We start from the raw sequence: 16,525 nt of genomic DNA, 5'->3' as shown, positions 1-16,525 counted from the left end.
CCTGTACGGCAAGCCTGCGCAACGAAGGATCAGGCCCTATATCGGCGCCCCCGCACGATTAGCAGCCCAATGCCACCCCATAAAACAACCTGAAAAGGCGTAGCAGGCGCAGACAGTACGCCTGTATGGCAAGCCTGCGCAACGAAGGATCAGGCCCTATATCGGCGCCTCAGCACGACTAACGGACCCGACCCCAAAACAGCACAAGACCTCAACACCCCAACTGATCCGCCAGATCCAACAAATCACGACAGTGATAGGTGTTGTCGGGTTGGGGGGTCACATCTTTGGGCTGGTTGGCCCCATATTCATGGGGCCTTTGGACATAAGCCGTCTGCAACCCACACCCCCGCGCCGCCGCCAAATCACTGTGGTGCGCGGCGACCAGCATGACCGAAGCAGGCTCCACCCCAAAAACATCCGCCACGCCGAGGTACGCCCGGGGATCCGGCTTGTACGCCTGGAACACCTCCGCCGACAAAACACAATCCCACGGCAGCCCTGCGTTCTTGGCCATGTGGGTCAGCAACGCAATATTGCCGTTGGACAGCGGCGTGATGACAAACCGGCTTTTGAGCCGCTGCAGGCCGGCGACGGCATCGGGCCAGGGCGCCAATCGGTGCCAGACCCGGTTGAGCGCGGCGCGCTCGGCCTCGGGCATGCCGTCCAGCCCAAACTGCGGCAGGATGCCGTCCAGAATGCGGCGGTGCAACGCATCCATACGGGTCCAGCCCAGCTGGCCCTGGCGCACCAGGTCCATCGCCGGCTGGTAGCCCTTGCGCCAGGCCAGTGCAAAGGCGTCGCCATCCACCTGCGGATGGCGCTCGGCCATCTCGCGCTGGATGCTGCCGTGCCAGTCGACGACCGTGCCAAAGACGTCAAACGCCAGAATCTGGGGGAGGGCTACGGCCATGGGAGGGGTTCCATCGAAGTCAAACACGGCCCAGCATGCGCCAGTGCGGGCGGCTGCCCTATCGCGCAGGCGTCAGCCCCAGGGCCGAAAGAGCGCGGGCACAAAAAAAGCGCGATGTCTAGGACATCGCGCTTGGTGACTTAACTTTTTTAACCCGAATGGTTAACCAACTGGCGCTTCGATTTTAACGCAATTCCACAATTTTTAACTAATCTAATTGAATATTGTTGGTTTTTATCACTGGACCCAGCTTATTACGCTCTGTGACGAGGAATTTATCCATCTCGCTGCGGCTCGTTGGCGTCACCTCCAGCCCCATGTCTTCGAGGCGCTTGACCACGGCCGGGTCCTTCAACGTGGCCTGCAATTGCTCGCTCAAGCGGTTGACACGGTCTTGCGGCGTGGCCTTGGGGACCACCAGGCCCTGCCAGGCATAGGCTTCAAAGCCTTTCAGGCCCTGCTCATCGAGGGTGGGCACGTCCGGAAACACCTTGGAGCGCTGCGGTGTCGCAATGCCGATGGGGCGCAGCTTGCCAGCCTGGATGTTCTGAAAGCCCGCCACCGAGTCGACAAACATGAAGGGCACCTGGCCGCCCAGCACATCCTGCACCGCAGGCGCTGCGCCCTTGTAGGGCACATGCACCAGGCTCAGTTTGGCCTGTTCCTTGAAAATCTCGGTCGCCAGGTGGTGGGGGGAGCCCGCACCCGGCGTGGCATAGCTGACGCCGCCCTGCTGGGCCTTGGCCCAGGCGCTGAACTCGGCCAGGTTCTTGACCGGCAGCTTGGGGTTGACGACCAGGATCAGCGGAAAGCGCACCAGCATGCCGACCGGCGCAAAGTCCTTCTCGGCGCTGTAGCTGAGCTTTTGGTACAGAAAGGCGTTGGCCGCCAGGGTGCCGGTGTCGCCCGTCAGAAGGGTGTAGCCATCGGGTTTGGCGCGCGCCGCGTAGTCGGCACCGATATTGGTGGCCGCGCCGGGCTTGTTGAGGATGATGATGGACTGGCCCAGGGCCTTGGCCATCGGCTCGGCCACGACGCGGGCGACCACATCGGAGCCGCCGCCGGCCGCATAGGGCACGACCCATTCAATGGGACGCTCGGGGTAGGCAGCCTGGCTCAGCGCCGGCAAGGCCAGCGCAGCGGCAGCCAGCAGCTGGCGCAGGGAAAAAGGGGTGGGCATGGTGTTGTCTCCTGTTGGTAATCGTTGTTGTCTCTGTGGTGCCGGGGCCTGGTGCATTGTCCACCGGCCCCCAGCCAGGCAGCTGTCGCTTAGAGCGTGCGCGCCGGCAGCATCTGGCCTTCGCAGATGCCAAAGCCGATGCGGGCAGCGCCGGGCCGCTCGCACCAGCCGCGCAGCACCACGGCGTCGCCATCTTCCAGCCAGGTGCGGGTCTCGCCATTGGGCAGGGTCAGCGGCTGCTTGCCGCCAACGGTCAGCTCGATCAGCGCGGCCGCCTGGTCCAGGCTCGGGCCCGACAGGGTGCCGGTGCCCAGCAGGTCACCGGGCTGCAGGTTGCAGCCGTTGACGGTGTGGTGGGCCACCAGCTGCGCCACCGTCCAGTACGCGTGGCGGTAGTTGGACTGGGTGATCTGCACGGCCTTTTCACCGGCGGCGCGCATCTTGGAGGTCTGCAGGTCCACCGCCAGCGCGATGTCGAAGGCGCCGGCCTCGCGGTTGTGCGCACTGTCCATGTAGGGCAGCGGCTGCGGATCGCCTTCGGGGCGGGCAAAGGCCACGCGGTAGGGTGCCAGCGCCTCCAGGGTCACCACCCAGGGGGAGAGGGTGGAGGCAAAGTTCTTCGACAGAAACGGGCCCAGCGGCTGGTATTCCCAGGGCTGGATGTCGCGCGCCGACCAGTCATTGAGCAGGCACAGGCCAAACACATGGTCCTCGGCTTCGCCGATGCTGACGGGCTCGCCCAGTGCATTGGACGGGCCTACGAAGATGCCCATTTCCAGCTCGATATCCATGCGGGCGCTGGCCTTGACCGCCGGCACCGCTGCATCGGGCGCCTTGGTCTGGCCCACCGGGCGCTTGAACGAGGTGCCCGAGACCACGATGCTCGACGAGCGGCCGTGGTAGCCGATGGGCACCCATTGGTAGTTGGGCAGCAGGGGGTTGTCCGGGCGGAACTGCTTGCCGATATTGGTGGCGTGGTGGATGGAGGTGTAGAAATCGGTGTAATCGCCGATCCGCGCGGGCAGCTGGTAGGCCGCCTGCGCCTGCGGCACCAGCAAGCCCTGCCACTGCGCCTGCTCGGCCGCGCCCACGCGCAGGCCGCGCGACAGCGCCAGGCGCAGCGCGCTCCAGGCCTGAGGGCCCAGCGCCATCAAGGCGTTCAGCGATTCCTGCGCGCCCGCCTCAGCGGCGCGCTGCGCATCGCCGCTCAGGCTGCCGCTGGCGGCCAGCGCCTGCAGGTCGACAATCTGGTCGCCAATGGCGACGCCGCCGCGCCAGGCTTCCTGGCTGCCTTGGCGGCGGAAGCTGGCAAACGGCAGGTTCTGCAGCGGAAAATCACTGCCAGCGGCCTGGGCAGTGCTGACCCAGCTTTGCAGTGCGGGGTCGTGGGTTTCGTTGAGTCGGGTCATGCGTGGGTGTCTCCTGTGGGGTGGCAGCGGGCGAACATGCGGTCTGCGCCCGCTGCGGATCGGTTTCGGTGGCCTTGGCGGCGGTGGAACATGTCGACGGTCTCAGGCCTTGCCTTGCGGTTTGAAGTGCTTTTGCAGCCCTTGCCAGCAACGGTAGTACTCATGCTGGAGCTGGACCGTCTGCAGCGCATAGGCGGTGGGCTGGATGACAGCCGGGGTCTCGAACATGAACGCCATCGTGTTGTCGATATAGTGCGGCTTGTGCGTGTCGGCCTTGCTGGCCTTGTCGAAGGTCTCGGCATCGGGGCCGTGGCCACTCATGCAGTTGTGCAGCGACGCGCCGCCGGGCACAAAGCCCTCGGCCTTGGCGTCGTAGGCGCCCTCGATCAGGCCCATGAACTCGCTGGCGAAATTGCGGTGGAACCAGGGCGGACGGAAGGTGTCCTGCGCCACCAGCACGCGCGGCGGGAAGATGACAAAGTCCAGCGCATCCACGCCCGGCAGCGCGGTAGGCGACTGCAGCACCAGAAAGATCGACGGATCGGGATGGTCGTAGCTGATCGAGCCGATCGTGTTGAAGCGGCGCAGGTCGTATTTGTAGGGCGCATAGTTGCCATGCCAGGCCACCACATCGAGCGGCGAATGGCCGATGCGCGCCGACCAGAAGTGGCCGCGCAGCTTGGCCACCAGCTCGAAATCACCTTCCTTGTCCTCATAGGCGGCCACCGGCGTCTGGAAATCACGCGGGTTGGCCAGGCCGTTGGAGCCGATCACGCCCAGGTCGGGCAGCTTGAGCAGCTCGCCGTAGTTTTCACAGACATAGCCGCGCGCTGTGCCGTCAAGCAGCTGCACCGCAAAGCGCACGCCCCGGGGTACCACGCAGATCTCCTGCGGCTCCACCTCCAGGGTGCCCAGCTCGGTGGCAATCTGCAGGCGCCCTTGCTGGGGCACGATCAGCAGCTCGCCATCGGCGTTGTAGAAGTAGCGGCCTTCCATGCTGCGGTTGGCCGCATACAGGTGGATGCCGCAGGCGGCATTGCCGGCCATGCTGACGATGCCCTGCAGAAAATCGCAGGGCGCATCGGGCGGCGGCAGCGGATCCCAGCGCAGCTGGTTGGGGGGCGTGGGCACCTCGTCAAAGCCGCCGGTGGCATGGCTTTTCCAGCGCGGCAGGTCCAGCGGCGCAAAGGGCTCGTGCATGGCGCCGGGCCGGATGCGGTAGAGCCAGCTGCGGCGGTTGCTGTGGCGCGGCGCGGTGAACGCCGTGCCCGACAGCTGCTCGGCATACAGGCCCAGCGGCGCCACCTGCGGCGAGTTGCGCCCTACCGGCAAGGCGCCCGGCTCGGCCTCGGTCGCCCATTCATTGGCAAAACCTGTCATATAGTGCCGGGGCTCGGCATTCACACTGCGCATGCGTATCTCCTGTCAGTCATTGTTGGGTTGAGGGCGATCCCGGTGCAGACCTTGCCGGCGGCGCGCTGGGACCGCGCGAATCCTCGGGGGCGAATTCCTAGGGAAAACACCAGACACGGGCGCAAGCTGGGCGCTTCCGCAAAGCGGGGCTCCGTGACATAGTCGCGGTAGCTGTTTTCCCAGCCAGCACCCATAGCCAACCAAGGAGACGCGTTGAACACGCCGCTGGACCGTACCTATACCCACCGCCTGCATGCGCTGGCCAAGATCACCGACCGCACCACCCAGATGGTGTACGAGGAGGAGGTGGGCATTCCTATCAGCGAGGCCCGCTGCCTGGCAGCGATTGGCGCGTTCCACCCCTTGTCGGTCAATGACCTGGCGATGCGCGCCAACCTGAACAAGGCCCAGGCCAGCCGCTCCACCCAGGCGCTGGTCGAGCAGGGCCTGGTGCTCAAGCAGGCCAGCGAAGTCGATGGGCGCGGTGTGGTGCTCAGCCTCACGCCCAAGGGCTGTGAATACTGGGACAAGGTGATGGTGGTCATTGCCCGCCGTAACGAAGAGATCCTGTCGGCCTTGACCGTTGACGAGCGTGAGCAGCTCAGCGTGCTGCTGGACCGCCTGCTGCAGCACGCGCGCCAGACCAGCCTGCCCGAATAAGGCCGTCGCGCTGCCTGCATGGCTGCAAGCGCGGCGCTGCAGCGGCCGTGGCCGCCGCTGCCCGCGAGCATGCAGCCGGGTCGTCATGCAGTGGCCTCCGGCGCAGCCTCGGCATCGGCCTGCACCTGGTAGAGCGACGCCACATTCTGGTCGATCGCACCAAACAGGCTGTTGCCGTCCTTGCCCTTCATCTCGATACGCACCGTGTCGCCAAACTGCATGAAGCCGGTCTGGCTCTTGCTTTTTTGCAGCGCTTCCATGCTGCGCTTTTCAGCGATGCAGCCATAGCCCTTGGGCCAGTCCATGCGGCCATGCTTTTCGGCGCCGCTGTTGCTGACGGTGCCGCTGCCCAGCACGGTGCCGGCGCGCAGGTGGCGCGTCTTGGCGGCATGGGCGATCAGCTGGCCAAAGTGAAAGCCCATTTCCGGGCCTGCATCGCACATGCCGACCTTGCGGCCGTTCCAGCTGGTCTGCAAGGCCAGATGGACCTTGCCGCCCCGCCAGGCATCGCCCAGTTCATCGGGCGTAATCGCCACCGGGCTGAAAGCGGTCACCGGCTTGCTCTGCACCAGTCCGGCGCCCTTGTCCCGCTCGGCCGCTTCCAGCTGGCGCAGGCTGACCGGGTTGGCCAGCATCAGCAGGCGCACGCTGTCGAGTGCATCTTCCGGGTTGGTGTCCTGTTTCACATCGCCGGTGATGATGGCCAGCTCGGCCGAGAAATCGATGCCCATGGCCTCGCTTGCCACCACGATGTCATCGTTCGGGCCGATGAAGGCATCGCTGGCGCCTTGGAACACCAAGGGATCGGTCTTCAGCGCAGCGGGCAACTCCTCGCCCGGTGCCAGGCGCAGCAAGGCCACATGGCTCAGATAGGCGGCCCCGCTCAACCACTGGTAGGCGCGTGGCAGCGGTGCCATGCACTGGGCGGGGTTGAAGTCAAAGCTGTGGCGCGCACGGTCGGCATTGAGCGCGTCATACAGATCCTGCAGCTGGGGCGCATAGAAATCCCAGTCATCGAGCGCTTGTTGCAGGCGATGGGCAATGCCGGAGGCGTAATGGGCCGTGCGCAGATCGCGCGAGACGACGACCAACTGGCCGTCCCGCGATCCGTCTTTATAGCTTGCAAGCTTCATACCGGTTTCTCACAGTCAAACATGCCTCTATCGTGCCAGATTGGTTCCGCGCTGGGTGCTTGCCATGGTGCTTGCGCGCGCCGCCGCTGCTGCAATGATGCGCGTAATTACGATTAGTGAAACGCATTCCTTTATTTAGAATACCTTAAACTAGCGCCATGGACAAGGATCGTGCAGGCATTCAGTCGGTCGAGGTGGGGTTTGCGCTGTTGCAGGCGCTGGTGGATGCCCGTGGCCCGCTGGCGCTCAAAGACCTGGCGCATGCCGCTGCAATGCCGGCAGCCAAGGCCCACCGCTACCTGGTCAGCTACCAGCGCAGCGGTCTGGTCAAGCAGGATGCGGCTACCTCCCGCTATGACCTGGGCCCGATGGCTTTGCAGCTGGGGCTGGCGGCGCTGCGCCGCAGCGACGCGGTGCGGCTGGCGCGCGAGCGCATGCCCGATTGGCTTGACGGCCTGGGCCATACCGTGGCGCTGGCGGTCTGGGGCAACCATGGCGCCACGATCGTGCATTGGGAGGAGCCGCCCCATGGCACCACCGGCCATCTGCGGCTGGGCGATGTGATGCCCCTGCTCTCGTCAGCGACCGGGCGCTGCTTTGGCGCCTGGCTGCCTGCCGCCCGCACCGAACCTGCGCTGGAGCGTGAACTGGCGCAGGCCCGCCTGGCCGGGCGCGGCGACCTGCCGCAGACCGCTGCCGATGCGCACCAGCTGTTTGCCCAGGTGCGCAGCCAAGGCATCGCCTCCGTGGTCGATACCTTGCTGCCCAGCGTCGCTGCGCTGTGCGCCCCCGTCTTCGATGCGCGCGGCCAATTGGTGCTGGGCATCACCAGCCTGGGCACGCAAGCCACCTTTGACCCTGCCCCCCAAGGTGCGATGGCCCAGGGCCTGCAGGCCATCGCTGCCCAGCTCTCGCACGAACTGGGCTACAACGCCGCAGAACGGGGCAGCCAGACCTAATCCAGCTGCGCTGTGGGCCTGCGCAGCTGGTACTACACTGAGCGTCTCATGCGCCAACGCCCCCTGATCCTGCTGACCTTTGCCGTGCTGGCCGCCCACGGGCTGCTGCTGGCCTGGCCCGGGATGGAGGAGGCACTGAGAAAGGCGCGCATCACCGGCAGCACGCCCAACGAGCTGCGCTTTGAGGTGCGGCAGATAAGCCCACCGCCTCCCGTTGCCACGCCGCCCGCTCCGGCGCCCGCCTCCCGGCCCCGCGTTGCCCCAACGGCCCCTGTGGCCCCCCGCCCCCAGCTCCAGAAAGCGCCACCGCAGCAAGCGCCCACCAGCCGCGCCAGCGTCGGGCCCAAAACCCCCGAAATCCCTGCCGATACGCTGGCAGCCGCCAGCGCCGAAACGGCTCCTCCCGTTAACGCAGAGGCGCCGCCCGCCGCCCCCTCGGCGCTGGACCAGTTGCTCGCACCTTCAGAGCCCAGCGCGGCGCCCACCTCCGACAGCCTCTCCGGCTCCGCTGCCGAGCGTCCATCGTCCGATGCCGTTACAAGCCAGGATTCCTCCAGCCCTGCCCCCGACCCGGTCCCCTCCCCGCCCGGCGCGGATGCCCCCAACGCCGCTGCACCTGCCGTGGCCGAACCCGCACCCGCCCCAGGCATTGGCAGCCCTGGCTATGCCGGCCCCATGCCGGCGATCAAGCTGCCGCCTTCTGCGCGGCTGCAGTTCCAGGCCAAGGGCTCGGCCAAGGGCTTCCAGTACTCGGCCAAGGCGCAACTGCTCTTCAAGACCGATGGCCAGCGTTACCAGGCCGAGCAGGAGGTGTCGGCCTTCCTGATGGGCAGCCGCAGCCAGACCAGCAGCGGCCAGATCACCCCCCATGGCCTCGCACCCCAGCGTTTTGTCGACAAGGCGCGCAAGGAGCGCAGCGCCGATCTCGACGCCGCCACTGGCCGTGTCCGCTACAGCGATGGCGATGACCCCCAGGCAGTCAGCGCGGGTGTGCAGGACCGGCTGTCGATCTTTCTGCAGCTGTCGAGCATGGTGGCGGCCAACCCCGAGCGCTATGCGCCGGGCAGCACGGTCGCGATCAATGTCACCAGCGCACGCAGCACGGAGGTCTGGACCTTTGTCGTCGATGGCCCCGAAACCCTGGATTTGCCCGCGGGTGCCACCCCGGCATTGCGCCTGACACGCCAGCCGCGCAAAGGCCAGGACCAGACCGCCCACCTGTGGCTGGCCCCTTCGCTGCAGTACCTGCCGGTGCGGATCCGCCTGTCCCAGTCCAATGGCGATTTCGCCGATCTGCAGCTGCAGGCAGCCACGGTGGATGGCCAGCCGGCCACCCCGCCCTGAGCACGCCCTCCCCGGCCCTGTACGACAAAGCCTTTGCCATACGTCCCTGATTTGCGACGTTTGTCTGTAAAAACACCGCCAATGGCCGGGAATGCCACCAAAACCTGCTACAACGGGGTTGTGGACGCAGGCTTGCAAATCGGCAAACTGCCACCACCTGCACTTCACAAGGAGGAACATCATGCAAATGATTTACGACTCGGACTCATTTGTGGTGTTGCACCTGACGCCAGAACTGCCCCTGTCCGATGACGGTGCATCCGTCACCAACCCCACCGTGACCGAGCCGCTGCGCCATCTGCAGCGCCAGGGTTTTGAGATTGTGGACAAGCGCAGCGGCAAGGAGCTGTACCTGGATGGCGCCTGGGCAGAGATGTTCCACCAGCAAATCCAGGCCTGGCAAGCCAATGCACCGACGGAAGAAGAAGTCGAGGCCACGCTGGACCGCTATACCGGCCTGGCCCAACAACCGGTGATCGTGCATTAAACGCTGCACCTCTCCCCCAGCCCATCCCAGCTGTTTGCGTGCCCTCCAGGCGCAAACAGTTTTTTTTCGCCCAAAAGCGGCATTTACGCTTGACTTGGAGTGCGCTCTAACTTTGACAATGCCTGCATGGAACCACCCCTCAGCATTGAAGAAGCAGCGCAACGCACCGGGCTGAGCGCCCATACGCTGCGCTATTACGAACGCATCGGCCTGATAGGCGCGGTGACGCGCGCAGCGGGCGGCCAGCGCCGCTATGCCGCAGTCGACCTGGCCTGGCTCGCCTTTCTGACGCGCCTGCGCACCACCCGCATGCCCATCCAGAAGATGCGCCTGTTCGCCCAGCTGCGCAGTGCGGGCGATGCTACCGTGCCAGCCCGCCGCCAGATGCTGCAAACGCATCTGGCCGAGGTGCAGGCCGACATCAGCGCCATGCAGCAAGCCGCCCAGGCGCTGCAAGACAAGATTGCCCACTACCAGGCGCTGGAAAACGCGGCCTCTGCGCCGCCCCGCAAAAACGCCACGCCCAAGAAGGAGCCGAACCATGGCTGACACCACCCGCTACCAACGTGGCCTGGACAAGCTGCGCGAGATCGATGGCCACGCCGGCGAACAGGTGGTGGCCAGCCTGGCCGCCATCGCGCCTGAATTTGCGGATTACCTGATCGAATTCCCCTTTGGCGACATCTACAGCCGCCCCGGGCTGGACCTCAAAAGCCGCGAGATTGCGACGGTGGCCGCCCTCACCGCGATGGGCCATGCGGCGCCGCAGCTGAAGGTACATATCCAGGCGGCACTGAATGTGGGCTGCAGCCAGCAGGAAGTGGTCGAGACCATCATGCAGATGGCCGTCTATGCCGGGTTTCCGGCTGCGCTCAATGGGCTGTTTGTGGCCAAGGAGGTGTTTACGCATCGCCCGGCATCTGGCGCCTGATCAGCGGAAGAACCCCGACGGCGTCTGGCCGAACTGGCGCTTGAACATCGTGGCAAAGGCGCCCGGGCTGTCATAGCCCAAGGCCAGCGCCACATCGATCACCTTCTGGCCCTGGGCCAGCCGCTCCAGCGCGAGCAACAGCCGGGCCTGCTGGCGCCAGCGCGCAAAGCCCATGCCGGTATCGCGCAGAAAAAGGCGCTGCAAGGTCTTCGGATCCACCTCGAAATACCGTGCCCAGTCGGCCAAGGTGGCCTGGTCTTCGGGCTTGCGCTGGATATGCCCGCAAATGCGCTGCAGGCGCGGGTCGGCAGGGCTGGGCAGGTGCATCGGCAGCACCGGCAGCGCCTGCAGCTCATCGAGCAGCAGACGCATCAGCCGGCCATCGCGTGAATCGGCTGCGTAGGGAATGTCGATCTGCATCGCCGCGCGGATCAGCTCGCGCAGCAGCGGCGAGATGCCCACCACCTGCGCCTGTTCAGCCAGTCCAGGCGCGGCATGGGGACGCACGAACAGACTGCGCATGCGCACCTCGCCGATATGGCGCACCTGGTGCTCGGTGCCCGCCGGCATCCAGATGCCCCGTGTGGGCGGCACGATCCACTGCCCCCCGTCGGAGGCGACCAGCATCACGCCGTGCACGGCATAGATCAGTTGGTGGTGGAAAGGGTGGCGGTGCGTGCCGGTGCTGCTGCCCGGCGCATAGTCGGTGGCATGGCAGGCAATGGGCACAGGGCTGCGCTCCATCTCCTCCAGGGTCTGGAAGTAATAAGGCATCAAATGTCCTTTTTGCGGAGACTTTATCCCAAAATACGCAAGACAGGCAAATGGTACGGCCCTAGCATGGCTGCTTTCTGTTGAACCGCACAGGCCCATGCCGCCATGAACTCCACCCTCGCCGCCCGTCCCGCGCAGCGCCCTGCTGCAACGCCCCGCACCGCCTTTGGCGTGTTGGGCGCCATCAGCACCGCCCACATGGTCAACGACATGATGCAGTCGCTGATCCTGGCGCTCTACCCCATCCTGCAGGGCAACTTCCAGCTCAGCTTCAGCCAGATCGGCTTCATCACCTTGGTCTACCAGGTCACCGCCTCGCTGCTGCAGCCGCTGGTGGGCCTCTACACCGACAAGCGCAGCACGCCCTATTCGCTGCCGCTGGGCATGTGCTTTACCTTGGGCGGCCTGCTGCTGCTGGCCTTTGCGCCCAACTACAGCACGGTGCTGGTCGCCGCTGCCCTGGTGGGCACCGGCTCGTCGATCTTCCACCCCGAATCCTCGCGCGTGGCCCGCATGGCCTCGGGCGGCAAGCATGGCATGGCGCAGTCGCTGTTCCAGGTGGGTGGCAACACCGGCACGGCGCTGGGCCCGCTGCTGGCCGCCGCGGTGATCGTGCCCTTTGGCCAGAAAAGCATTGCCTGGTTTGGCCTGGCGGCGCTCGGCGGCATTGCGCTGCTGACCTGGGTGAGCCGCTGGTATGCCGTGCAGCACCATGCGGCCAAGGGCATGCGCACCCCGGTTGCCAATGGCCTGCCACGCTCGCAGGTGCTGGGCGCGATCGCCGTGCTGCTGGTGCTGATCTTCTCCAAATACTTCTACATTGCCAGCCTGTCGAGCTACTACACCTTCTACCTGATGGAGCACTTTGGCGTGGGCGTGCAAAACGCGCAGCTGCTGCTGTTTGTCTTCCTGCTGGCCTCGGCGGTGGGCACCGTGGTGGGCGGCCCGATTGGCGACCGCATTGGCCGCAAGCCCGTCATCTGGGCCTCGATCCTGGGTGTGGCGCCGTTCGCACTGGTCCTCCCCCATGCCAACCTGGCCTGGACGGTGGTGCTCACCATCATCATCGGCCTGGTGCTGTCTTCCGCGTTCTCGGCCATCCTGGTCTACGCGCAGGAGCTGATTCCCGGCAAGATCGGCATGGTCTCGGGCCTGTTCTTTGGCCTGGCCTTCGGCATGGGCGGCCTGGGCGCGGCGGTGCTGGGCATGATCGCTGACCGCAGCGGCATCGAGTATGTCTATGCGATGGCCGCCTACCTGCCACTGCTGGGCATGGTGGCCATCCTGCTGCCCAAGGTGCCAAAGCGCTGATGCCGGTCTGAGAGGCCCTGAAAAACACCAACGCCCGGTCTTGCGACACGGGCGTTTGTTTTTCTCAGCGGCTGAAGGCCGGGTTCAGCCCCAGCGCGGCATTAGCCGCAGGCTCCCACGGCGCCGCAGGCGGTGCAGTACTCGCAGCCATCCTTGCGGATCACCGCATGGGCGCCGCATTCATGGCACTTTTTGCCGGCCATGGTCTGCAGGCCCTGGCTCACCACCGGTGCGGCCACCGCAGGGGTCAGGGTGGGGCTGCTGATGCCCGGCAGGTTCTGCTGGCGGCGGCGCTCGAGGATCTGCTGCACCGCGTAGGCGATGGCGGCCACTTCCGAGTCATGCCACATCGGCACATGGGTGCCATCGGCGCGCTGGTAGGTGCCCAGCCGCACGGGGCCCCGGTCCCAGGCGACCTTGCGCATATCGGCCAGCGCACGCTCCAGGAACCCACCGCGCGCGGCCAGCGACAGCAGGCGCATGCTGGAGGTGATCCACTGCTGCGACTCGCCGCTCTGGCCCACGGGCATGAAGAACTCCACCGCGCGGTCCACCATGCTCTTGCCATCGGCGCTGGGCACCGGCAGGAAGGAGACGATGATGTAGAGGCGCTGCTGGCCTTCCTGGGTCCAGTACTCGACCTTGTCGGCCACGGCGCTGAGCTCGCCCTCGGGGCGGCGCTCGATCACCAGTTTCATCGGGTCCACCACGGCGGCTGCGGGGGCCTTGTCCGCAACGGCTGCCTCGGGCTTGGCAGCCGGTGTGGTCTCCAGCACCGCACCCAGAATGCTGTTGGGGCGGTAGGTGGCCAGGCCCTTCAGGTTGCCGCGCCAGGCCTGCAGGTAGAGATTCTTGAAGTCCTCATAGGGGTAGTCGGCGGGGATGTTCACCGTTTTGGAGATGGCGGTGTCCACATAGGGCTGCACGGTTTCCATCATCGCCAGGTGTTCGGTGGCCGACATCTCCAGCGCCGAGACAAAATAGGGCGGCAGCTGCTCCACATCGCCGCCCAGCTCGCGGTACAGGCGCCAGCTGTGGTCTTCGACCTGGTACTGGCTCTTGCTGCCATCGGCCTCGCGCTTGTTGCGGGTGTAGGTCCAGGAGAACGCCGGCTCGATGCCGTTGGAGGCATTGTCGGCAAAGGCCAGCGAGACGGTGCCGGTAGGCGCAATCGACAGCAGGTGGCTGTTGCGGATACCGTGCTTTTTGATGTCGTCCTGGATGTCCTGGGGCAGGCGGCTGGCAAAGGTGCCCTTGGCCAGATAGCCCTTGGCATCAAACTTGGGGAAGGCGCCCTTCTCCTGGGCCAGCGCGACCGAGGCGCGGTAGGAGGCATCGCGCATGCATTCGGCGATGCGCCTGGCCATGTCGCGGCCTTCCTGGTCGGAGTAGCGCAGGGTCAGCATCGTCAAGGCATTGCCCATGCCGGTAAAGCCCACGCCGATGCGGCGCTTGGCAGCCGACTCCTCGCGCTGCTGCTCCAGCGGCCAGAAGGTGGCGTCGAGCACGTTGTCGAGCGCGCGCACCTGGGTGGCCACCACCTGCTCGAAGCTGTCGAAATCAAAGCTCGGCAGGCCGCCAAAGCCAAAGGGATTGCGCACGAAGCGGGTCAGGATGATGGGGCCCAGATCGCAGCAGCCATACGACGGCAGCGGTTGCTCACCGCAGGGGTTGGTGGCAGCGATGCGCTCGCAGTAGCGCAGGTTGTTGTCGTCGTTGATATGGTCGAGGAACAGGATGCCCGGCTCGGCGAAATCATAGGTCGAGGTCATGATCGTGTCCCACATCGCCCGGGCACGCACGGTCTTGTAGATCCACTTGCCGTCCTCGCGCTGCACGGCGCCTTCGGCGCGCAGCTTGGCATTGGGCTTGCCGCTGTGCACCAGCTGCCAGTCGGCATCGTCCACCACCGCCTGCATGAAGGCATCGGGCACGCCCACCGACACATTGAAGTTGTTCCAGCGGCCTGGCGTGCGCTTGGCGGTGATGAACTCCATCACATCGGGGTGGTCGATGCGCAGCACGCCCATTTGCGCGCCACGGCGTGCGCCGGCCGATTCCACGGTGGAGCAGCTCTGGTCAAACACATTGATATAGCTGCAAGGGCCCGAGGCCATCGAGGCCGTGCCCTTGACCTCGGCGCCCCGGGGGCGGATGCGCGAGAAGTCATAGCCTACGCCGCCGCCGCGCCGCATGGTCTCCGCCGCCTCGCGCAGTGCCTCGTAAATGCCGGGGTAGCCCTCGTCGTCAAAGCCCTGGATGCAGTCGCCCACCGGCTGCACAAAGCAGTTGATCAAGGTAGCCTGGATGTCGGTGCCAGCCGCTGACATGATGCGGCCTGCGCCAATCGCGCCGGCATGCAGGTTGGCGTAGAACCTGGCTTCCCATTCGGCCTGCAGTTCGGCCTTTTCCACCGCAGCCAGCGCGCGTGCGACGCGGCGGTACAGGTCCTCGATACTGGACTCATCACCCTTGAAGTATTTCTCCTTGAGCACATCCAGGCTGATGGCCTGCGGTGCCTGGGCAGCCAGGGCCTGGGGAGACGGGGTGATGTGGTCGCGTTTCATCTGTTAAATCCTCAAAAAAACGGTCGTATGCAAGCAGATCGCGGCGATGGGCTGCCGCAGGGGCAGCACTGGCGCCAGACGACCCGCACCCCGGCGCCATGCAGCGGGGCATGGTGGCTCGGGCATGCCCAGGGTCAGGGCGGCAGTTTGGTGAAATCGATAGGCTAATCCAAACGCACTTCAGTTCGGAGACCATGTGCCAATCTACCCCCAATCGCCGATCCTGGAAACCACGAAACCACCCTTGTGGTGTGGCTGCATACCCGCTCGGCCCGAACGCTGAAATGCCGCGCTGCCAATGCTTGGAGAGCGAGGAAGCGCTTATTCATCGGCGCATCGCAAACAGCACGGGTTCTGGTCGATGTCTTTGATTTGCAGCGGTTTTCCGGGGGCTCTGCAACCCTGGATGACGGCTGAATGACAGAACAATAAATTTATAATCTTGACGTTTATTTACAAAGTCGCAGCTCAATTCTACCCAGTCAAAATACCAAACCCCGACTGGGGAACTCCCTTAGCCAACACTGCGACAATGGCAGGTTATGACCAACGCTTACATCCTCACTCTCTCGTGCCCTGATCGCCGGGGGCTGGTCCACGCGGTATCCGGATTCCTGCTGGAGCACGGCAGCAATATTGAAGAAGCCGCCCAGTTCAACGATCCGGCCACTGGCCTGTTTTTCATGCGCGTGCGCTTTGCCAGCGAAGGAGACCCCAGCCAGCTGCGGGAGGATCTGAATGCTTTTGCCAAGCCTTTCGAGATGCACTGGCGCCTGCATGCGGCCGAAGAAAAGATCAAGACCGTCATCATGGTCAGCCGCCAGGGCCACTGCCTCAACGACCTGCTGTTCCGCTGGAAGGAAGGCCTGCTGCCGATCGACATCCGCGCCATCGTCAGCAACCACCGCGATTTCTACCAGCTGGCGGCCAGCTACAACATCCCCTTCCACCACATCCCGGTGACGGCGGCGACCAAGGCCCAGGCCGAGGCCAAGCAGTTCGAGATCATCGAGGCCGAAGGCGCCGAGCTGGTCGTGCTGGCGCGCTATATGCAGGTGCTGTCGAACGACCTGTGCAGCAAGCTGTCGGGCCGTGCGATCAACATCCACCACAGTTTTCTGCCGAGCTTCAAGGGTGCCAAGCCCTACTACCAGGCCCATGACCGCGGCGTGAAGCTGATCGGCGCCACCGCCCACTATGTGACGGCCGACCTCGACGAAGGCCCGATCATCGAGCAGGACGTGGCCCGCGCCTACCACACCGACACCGTGGAAGACCTGACCGCCCGTGGCCAGGACACCGAGAGCCAGGTGCTGGCCCGCGCGGTGAAGTGGCACAGCGAGCACCGCGTGCTGATGAACGGCCACAAGACCGTCATCTTCCGCTGATCCAGCCCGGGTTGCTGCCTGCAGGCGGTTGCCCCGGTGACCTCGGAAGGCTTGCC

Annotated in this window: 15 protein-coding genes; 8 read left to right on the top strand and 7 right to left on the bottom strand. The window is 65.3% G+C overall.

The genetic code is table 11. From position 1 onward, the window contains the following. Positions 1-211: 211 nt before the first annotated feature. The 4 genes from ACCQ08_RS24030 to hmgA all read right to left on the bottom strand — a co-directional run bounded on the left by ACCQ08_RS24030 (position 212) and on the right by hmgA (position 4,915). Positions 212-913, bottom strand: coding sequence for a haloacid dehalogenase type II (locus ACCQ08_RS24030; protein WP_373451206.1), 702 nt, complete (start codon positions 911-913; stop codon positions 212-214). A gap of 208 nt (positions 914-1,121) precedes the next feature. Next, positions 1,122-2,093 (bottom strand): tripartite tricarboxylate transporter substrate binding protein, encoded by a 972-nt coding sequence (locus tag ACCQ08_RS24025; protein ID WP_312450698.1) that lies wholly within the window; start codon positions 2,091-2,093, stop codon positions 1,122-1,124. 89 nt (positions 2,094-2,182) lie between these two features. After that, on the bottom strand, positions 2,183-3,502 hold the full coding sequence (gene fahA, locus ACCQ08_RS24020) for a fumarylacetoacetase (RefSeq protein ID WP_373451205.1): 1,320 nt from the start codon (positions 3,500-3,502) through the stop codon (positions 2,183-2,185). A gap of 102 nt (positions 3,503-3,604) precedes the next feature. Beyond that, a complete protein-coding gene (gene hmgA / locus ACCQ08_RS24015) occupies positions 3,605-4,915 on the bottom strand; it encodes a homogentisate 1,2-dioxygenase (RefSeq protein WP_373451204.1) in 1,311 nt (436 codons plus the stop codon). Positions 4,916-5,128: 213 nt separating this feature from the next. Here hmgA and ACCQ08_RS24010 point away from each other — a divergent pair, with 213 nt between their 5' ends. Next, positions 5,129-5,575: a MarR family winged helix-turn-helix transcriptional regulator gene (locus tag ACCQ08_RS24010; protein ID WP_239809723.1), complete on the top strand. Its 447-nt coding sequence runs from the start codon at positions 5,129-5,131 to the stop codon at positions 5,573-5,575. Positions 5,576-5,658: 83 nt separating this feature from the next. Here ACCQ08_RS24010 and ACCQ08_RS24005 read toward each other — a convergent pair whose 3' ends face one another. Then, entirely contained in the window at positions 5,659-6,708 is a 1,050-nt protein-coding gene (locus ACCQ08_RS24005) for a fumarylacetoacetate hydrolase family protein (RefSeq protein WP_373451203.1), read from the bottom strand. Positions 6,709-6,866: 158 nt separating this feature from the next. Between ACCQ08_RS24005 and ACCQ08_RS24000 the strand changes: the two genes are divergently transcribed. The 5 genes from ACCQ08_RS24000 (at position 6,867) to ACCQ08_RS23980 (ending at position 10,429) form a co-directional block, all read left to right on the top strand. Beyond that, the gene (locus ACCQ08_RS24000) at positions 6,867-7,667 is read left to right on the top strand and encodes an IclR family transcriptional regulator (protein WP_312450707.1); all 801 of its coding nucleotides are present in this window, start codon (positions 6,867-6,869) and stop codon (positions 7,665-7,667) included. Positions 7,668-7,715: 48 nt separating this feature from the next. After that, positions 7,716-9,011, top strand: coding sequence for a DUF3108 domain-containing protein (locus tag ACCQ08_RS23995; protein ID WP_373451202.1), 1,296 nt, complete (start codon positions 7,716-7,718; stop codon positions 9,009-9,011). Between the two features lie 181 nt (positions 9,012-9,192). Then, entirely contained in the window at positions 9,193-9,498 is a 306-nt protein-coding gene (locus ACCQ08_RS23990) for a DUF3567 domain-containing protein (RefSeq protein ID WP_239809727.1), read from the top strand. A 126-nt stretch (positions 9,499-9,624) separates the two neighbouring features. Continuing rightward, complete coding sequence (locus ACCQ08_RS23985) at positions 9,625-10,047, top strand: MerR family transcriptional regulator (RefSeq protein WP_373451201.1); 423 nt, start codon at positions 9,625-9,627, stop codon at positions 10,045-10,047. Further along, positions 10,040-10,429 carry a carboxymuconolactone decarboxylase family protein gene (locus ACCQ08_RS23980; RefSeq protein WP_373451200.1) on the top strand — a complete coding sequence of 130 codons (390 nt, stop codon included), beginning with the start codon at positions 10,040-10,042 and terminating at the stop codon, positions 10,427-10,429. Before ACCQ08_RS23985 ends, ACCQ08_RS23980 begins: the two co-directional genes overlap by 8 nt. Here the strand turns inward: ACCQ08_RS23980 and ACCQ08_RS23975 are convergent, their stop codons facing one another. Then, positions 10,430-11,203 (bottom strand): helix-turn-helix domain-containing protein, encoded by a 774-nt coding sequence (locus tag ACCQ08_RS23975; RefSeq protein ID WP_373451199.1) that lies wholly within the window; start codon positions 11,201-11,203, stop codon positions 10,430-10,432. It lies immediately after the preceding gene. A 105-nt stretch (positions 11,204-11,308) separates the two neighbouring features. Here ACCQ08_RS23975 and ACCQ08_RS23970 point away from each other — a divergent pair, with 105 nt between their 5' ends. Beyond that, positions 11,309-12,514 carry an MFS transporter gene (locus ACCQ08_RS23970; RefSeq protein ID WP_373451198.1) on the top strand — a complete coding sequence of 402 codons (1,206 nt, stop codon included), beginning with the start codon at positions 11,309-11,311 and terminating at the stop codon, positions 12,512-12,514. A 101-nt stretch (positions 12,515-12,615) separates the two neighbouring features. On the opposite strand, the gene ACCQ08_RS23965 is transcribed toward ACCQ08_RS23970, so the two are convergent. Beyond that, entirely contained in the window at positions 12,616-15,081 is a 2,466-nt protein-coding gene (locus ACCQ08_RS23965; protein ID WP_373451197.1) for an adenosylcobalamin-dependent ribonucleoside-diphosphate reductase, read from the bottom strand. A gap of 542 nt (positions 15,082-15,623) precedes the next feature. Between ACCQ08_RS23965 and purU the strand changes: the two genes are divergently transcribed. Beyond that, complete coding sequence (gene purU, locus ACCQ08_RS23960) at positions 15,624-16,469, top strand: formyltetrahydrofolate deformylase (RefSeq protein WP_373451196.1); 846 nt, start codon at positions 15,624-15,626, stop codon at positions 16,467-16,469. The last annotated feature ends 56 nt before the right edge of the window (positions 16,470-16,525 follow it).

Origin of the sequence: Comamonas sp. SY3, assembly GCF_041730275.1 — a bacterium.
Taxonomy (GTDB): Bacteria; Pseudomonadota; Gammaproteobacteria; order Burkholderiales; family Burkholderiaceae_C; genus Comamonas; species Comamonas sediminis.
The sequence above is the reverse complement of the archived record's forward strand: the minus strand, read 5'-3'. Positions and strand labels throughout refer to the sequence as shown.

Coding starts and splice junctions, on each gene's coding strand:
- ACCQ08_RS24030 (WP_373451206.1), bottom strand. CDS start 913: ATGGCCGTAGCCCTCCCCCAGATTCTGGCGTTTGACGTCTTTGGCACG.
- ACCQ08_RS24025 (WP_312450698.1), bottom strand. CDS start 2,093: ATGCCCACCCCTTTTTCCCTGCGCCAGCTGCTGGCTGCCGCTGCGCTG.
- fahA (WP_373451205.1), bottom strand. CDS start 3,502: ATGACCCGACTCAACGAAACCCACGACCCCGCACTGCAAAGCTGGGTC.
- hmgA (WP_373451204.1), bottom strand. CDS start 4,915: ATGCGCAGTGTGAATGCCGAGCCCCGGCACTATATGACAGGTTTTGCC.
- ACCQ08_RS24005 (WP_373451203.1), bottom strand. CDS start 6,708: ATGAAGCTTGCAAGCTATAAAGACGGATCGCGGGACGGCCAGTTGGTC.
- ACCQ08_RS24000 (WP_312450707.1), top strand. CDS start 6,867: ATGGACAAGGATCGTGCAGGCATTCAGTCGGTCGAGGTGGGGTTTGCG.
- ACCQ08_RS23995 (WP_373451202.1), top strand. CDS start 7,716: ATGCGCCAACGCCCCCTGATCCTGCTGACCTTTGCCGTGCTGGCCGCC.
- ACCQ08_RS23990 (WP_239809727.1), top strand. CDS start 9,193: ATGCAAATGATTTACGACTCGGACTCATTTGTGGTGTTGCACCTGACG.
- ACCQ08_RS23985 (WP_373451201.1), top strand. CDS start 9,625: ATGGAACCACCCCTCAGCATTGAAGAAGCAGCGCAACGCACCGGGCTG.
- ACCQ08_RS23980 (WP_373451200.1), top strand. CDS start 10,040: ATGGCTGACACCACCCGCTACCAACGTGGCCTGGACAAGCTGCGCGAG.
- ACCQ08_RS23975 (WP_373451199.1), bottom strand. CDS start 11,203: ATGCCTTATTACTTCCAGACCCTGGAGGAGATGGAGCGCAGCCCTGTG.
- ACCQ08_RS23970 (WP_373451198.1), top strand. CDS start 11,309: ATGAACTCCACCCTCGCCGCCCGTCCCGCGCAGCGCCCTGCTGCAACG.
- ACCQ08_RS23965 (WP_373451197.1), bottom strand. CDS start 15,081: ATGAAACGCGACCACATCACCCCGTCTCCCCAGGCCCTGGCTGCCCAG.
- purU (WP_373451196.1), top strand. CDS start 15,624: ATGACCAACGCTTACATCCTCACTCTCTCGTGCCCTGATCGCCGGGGG.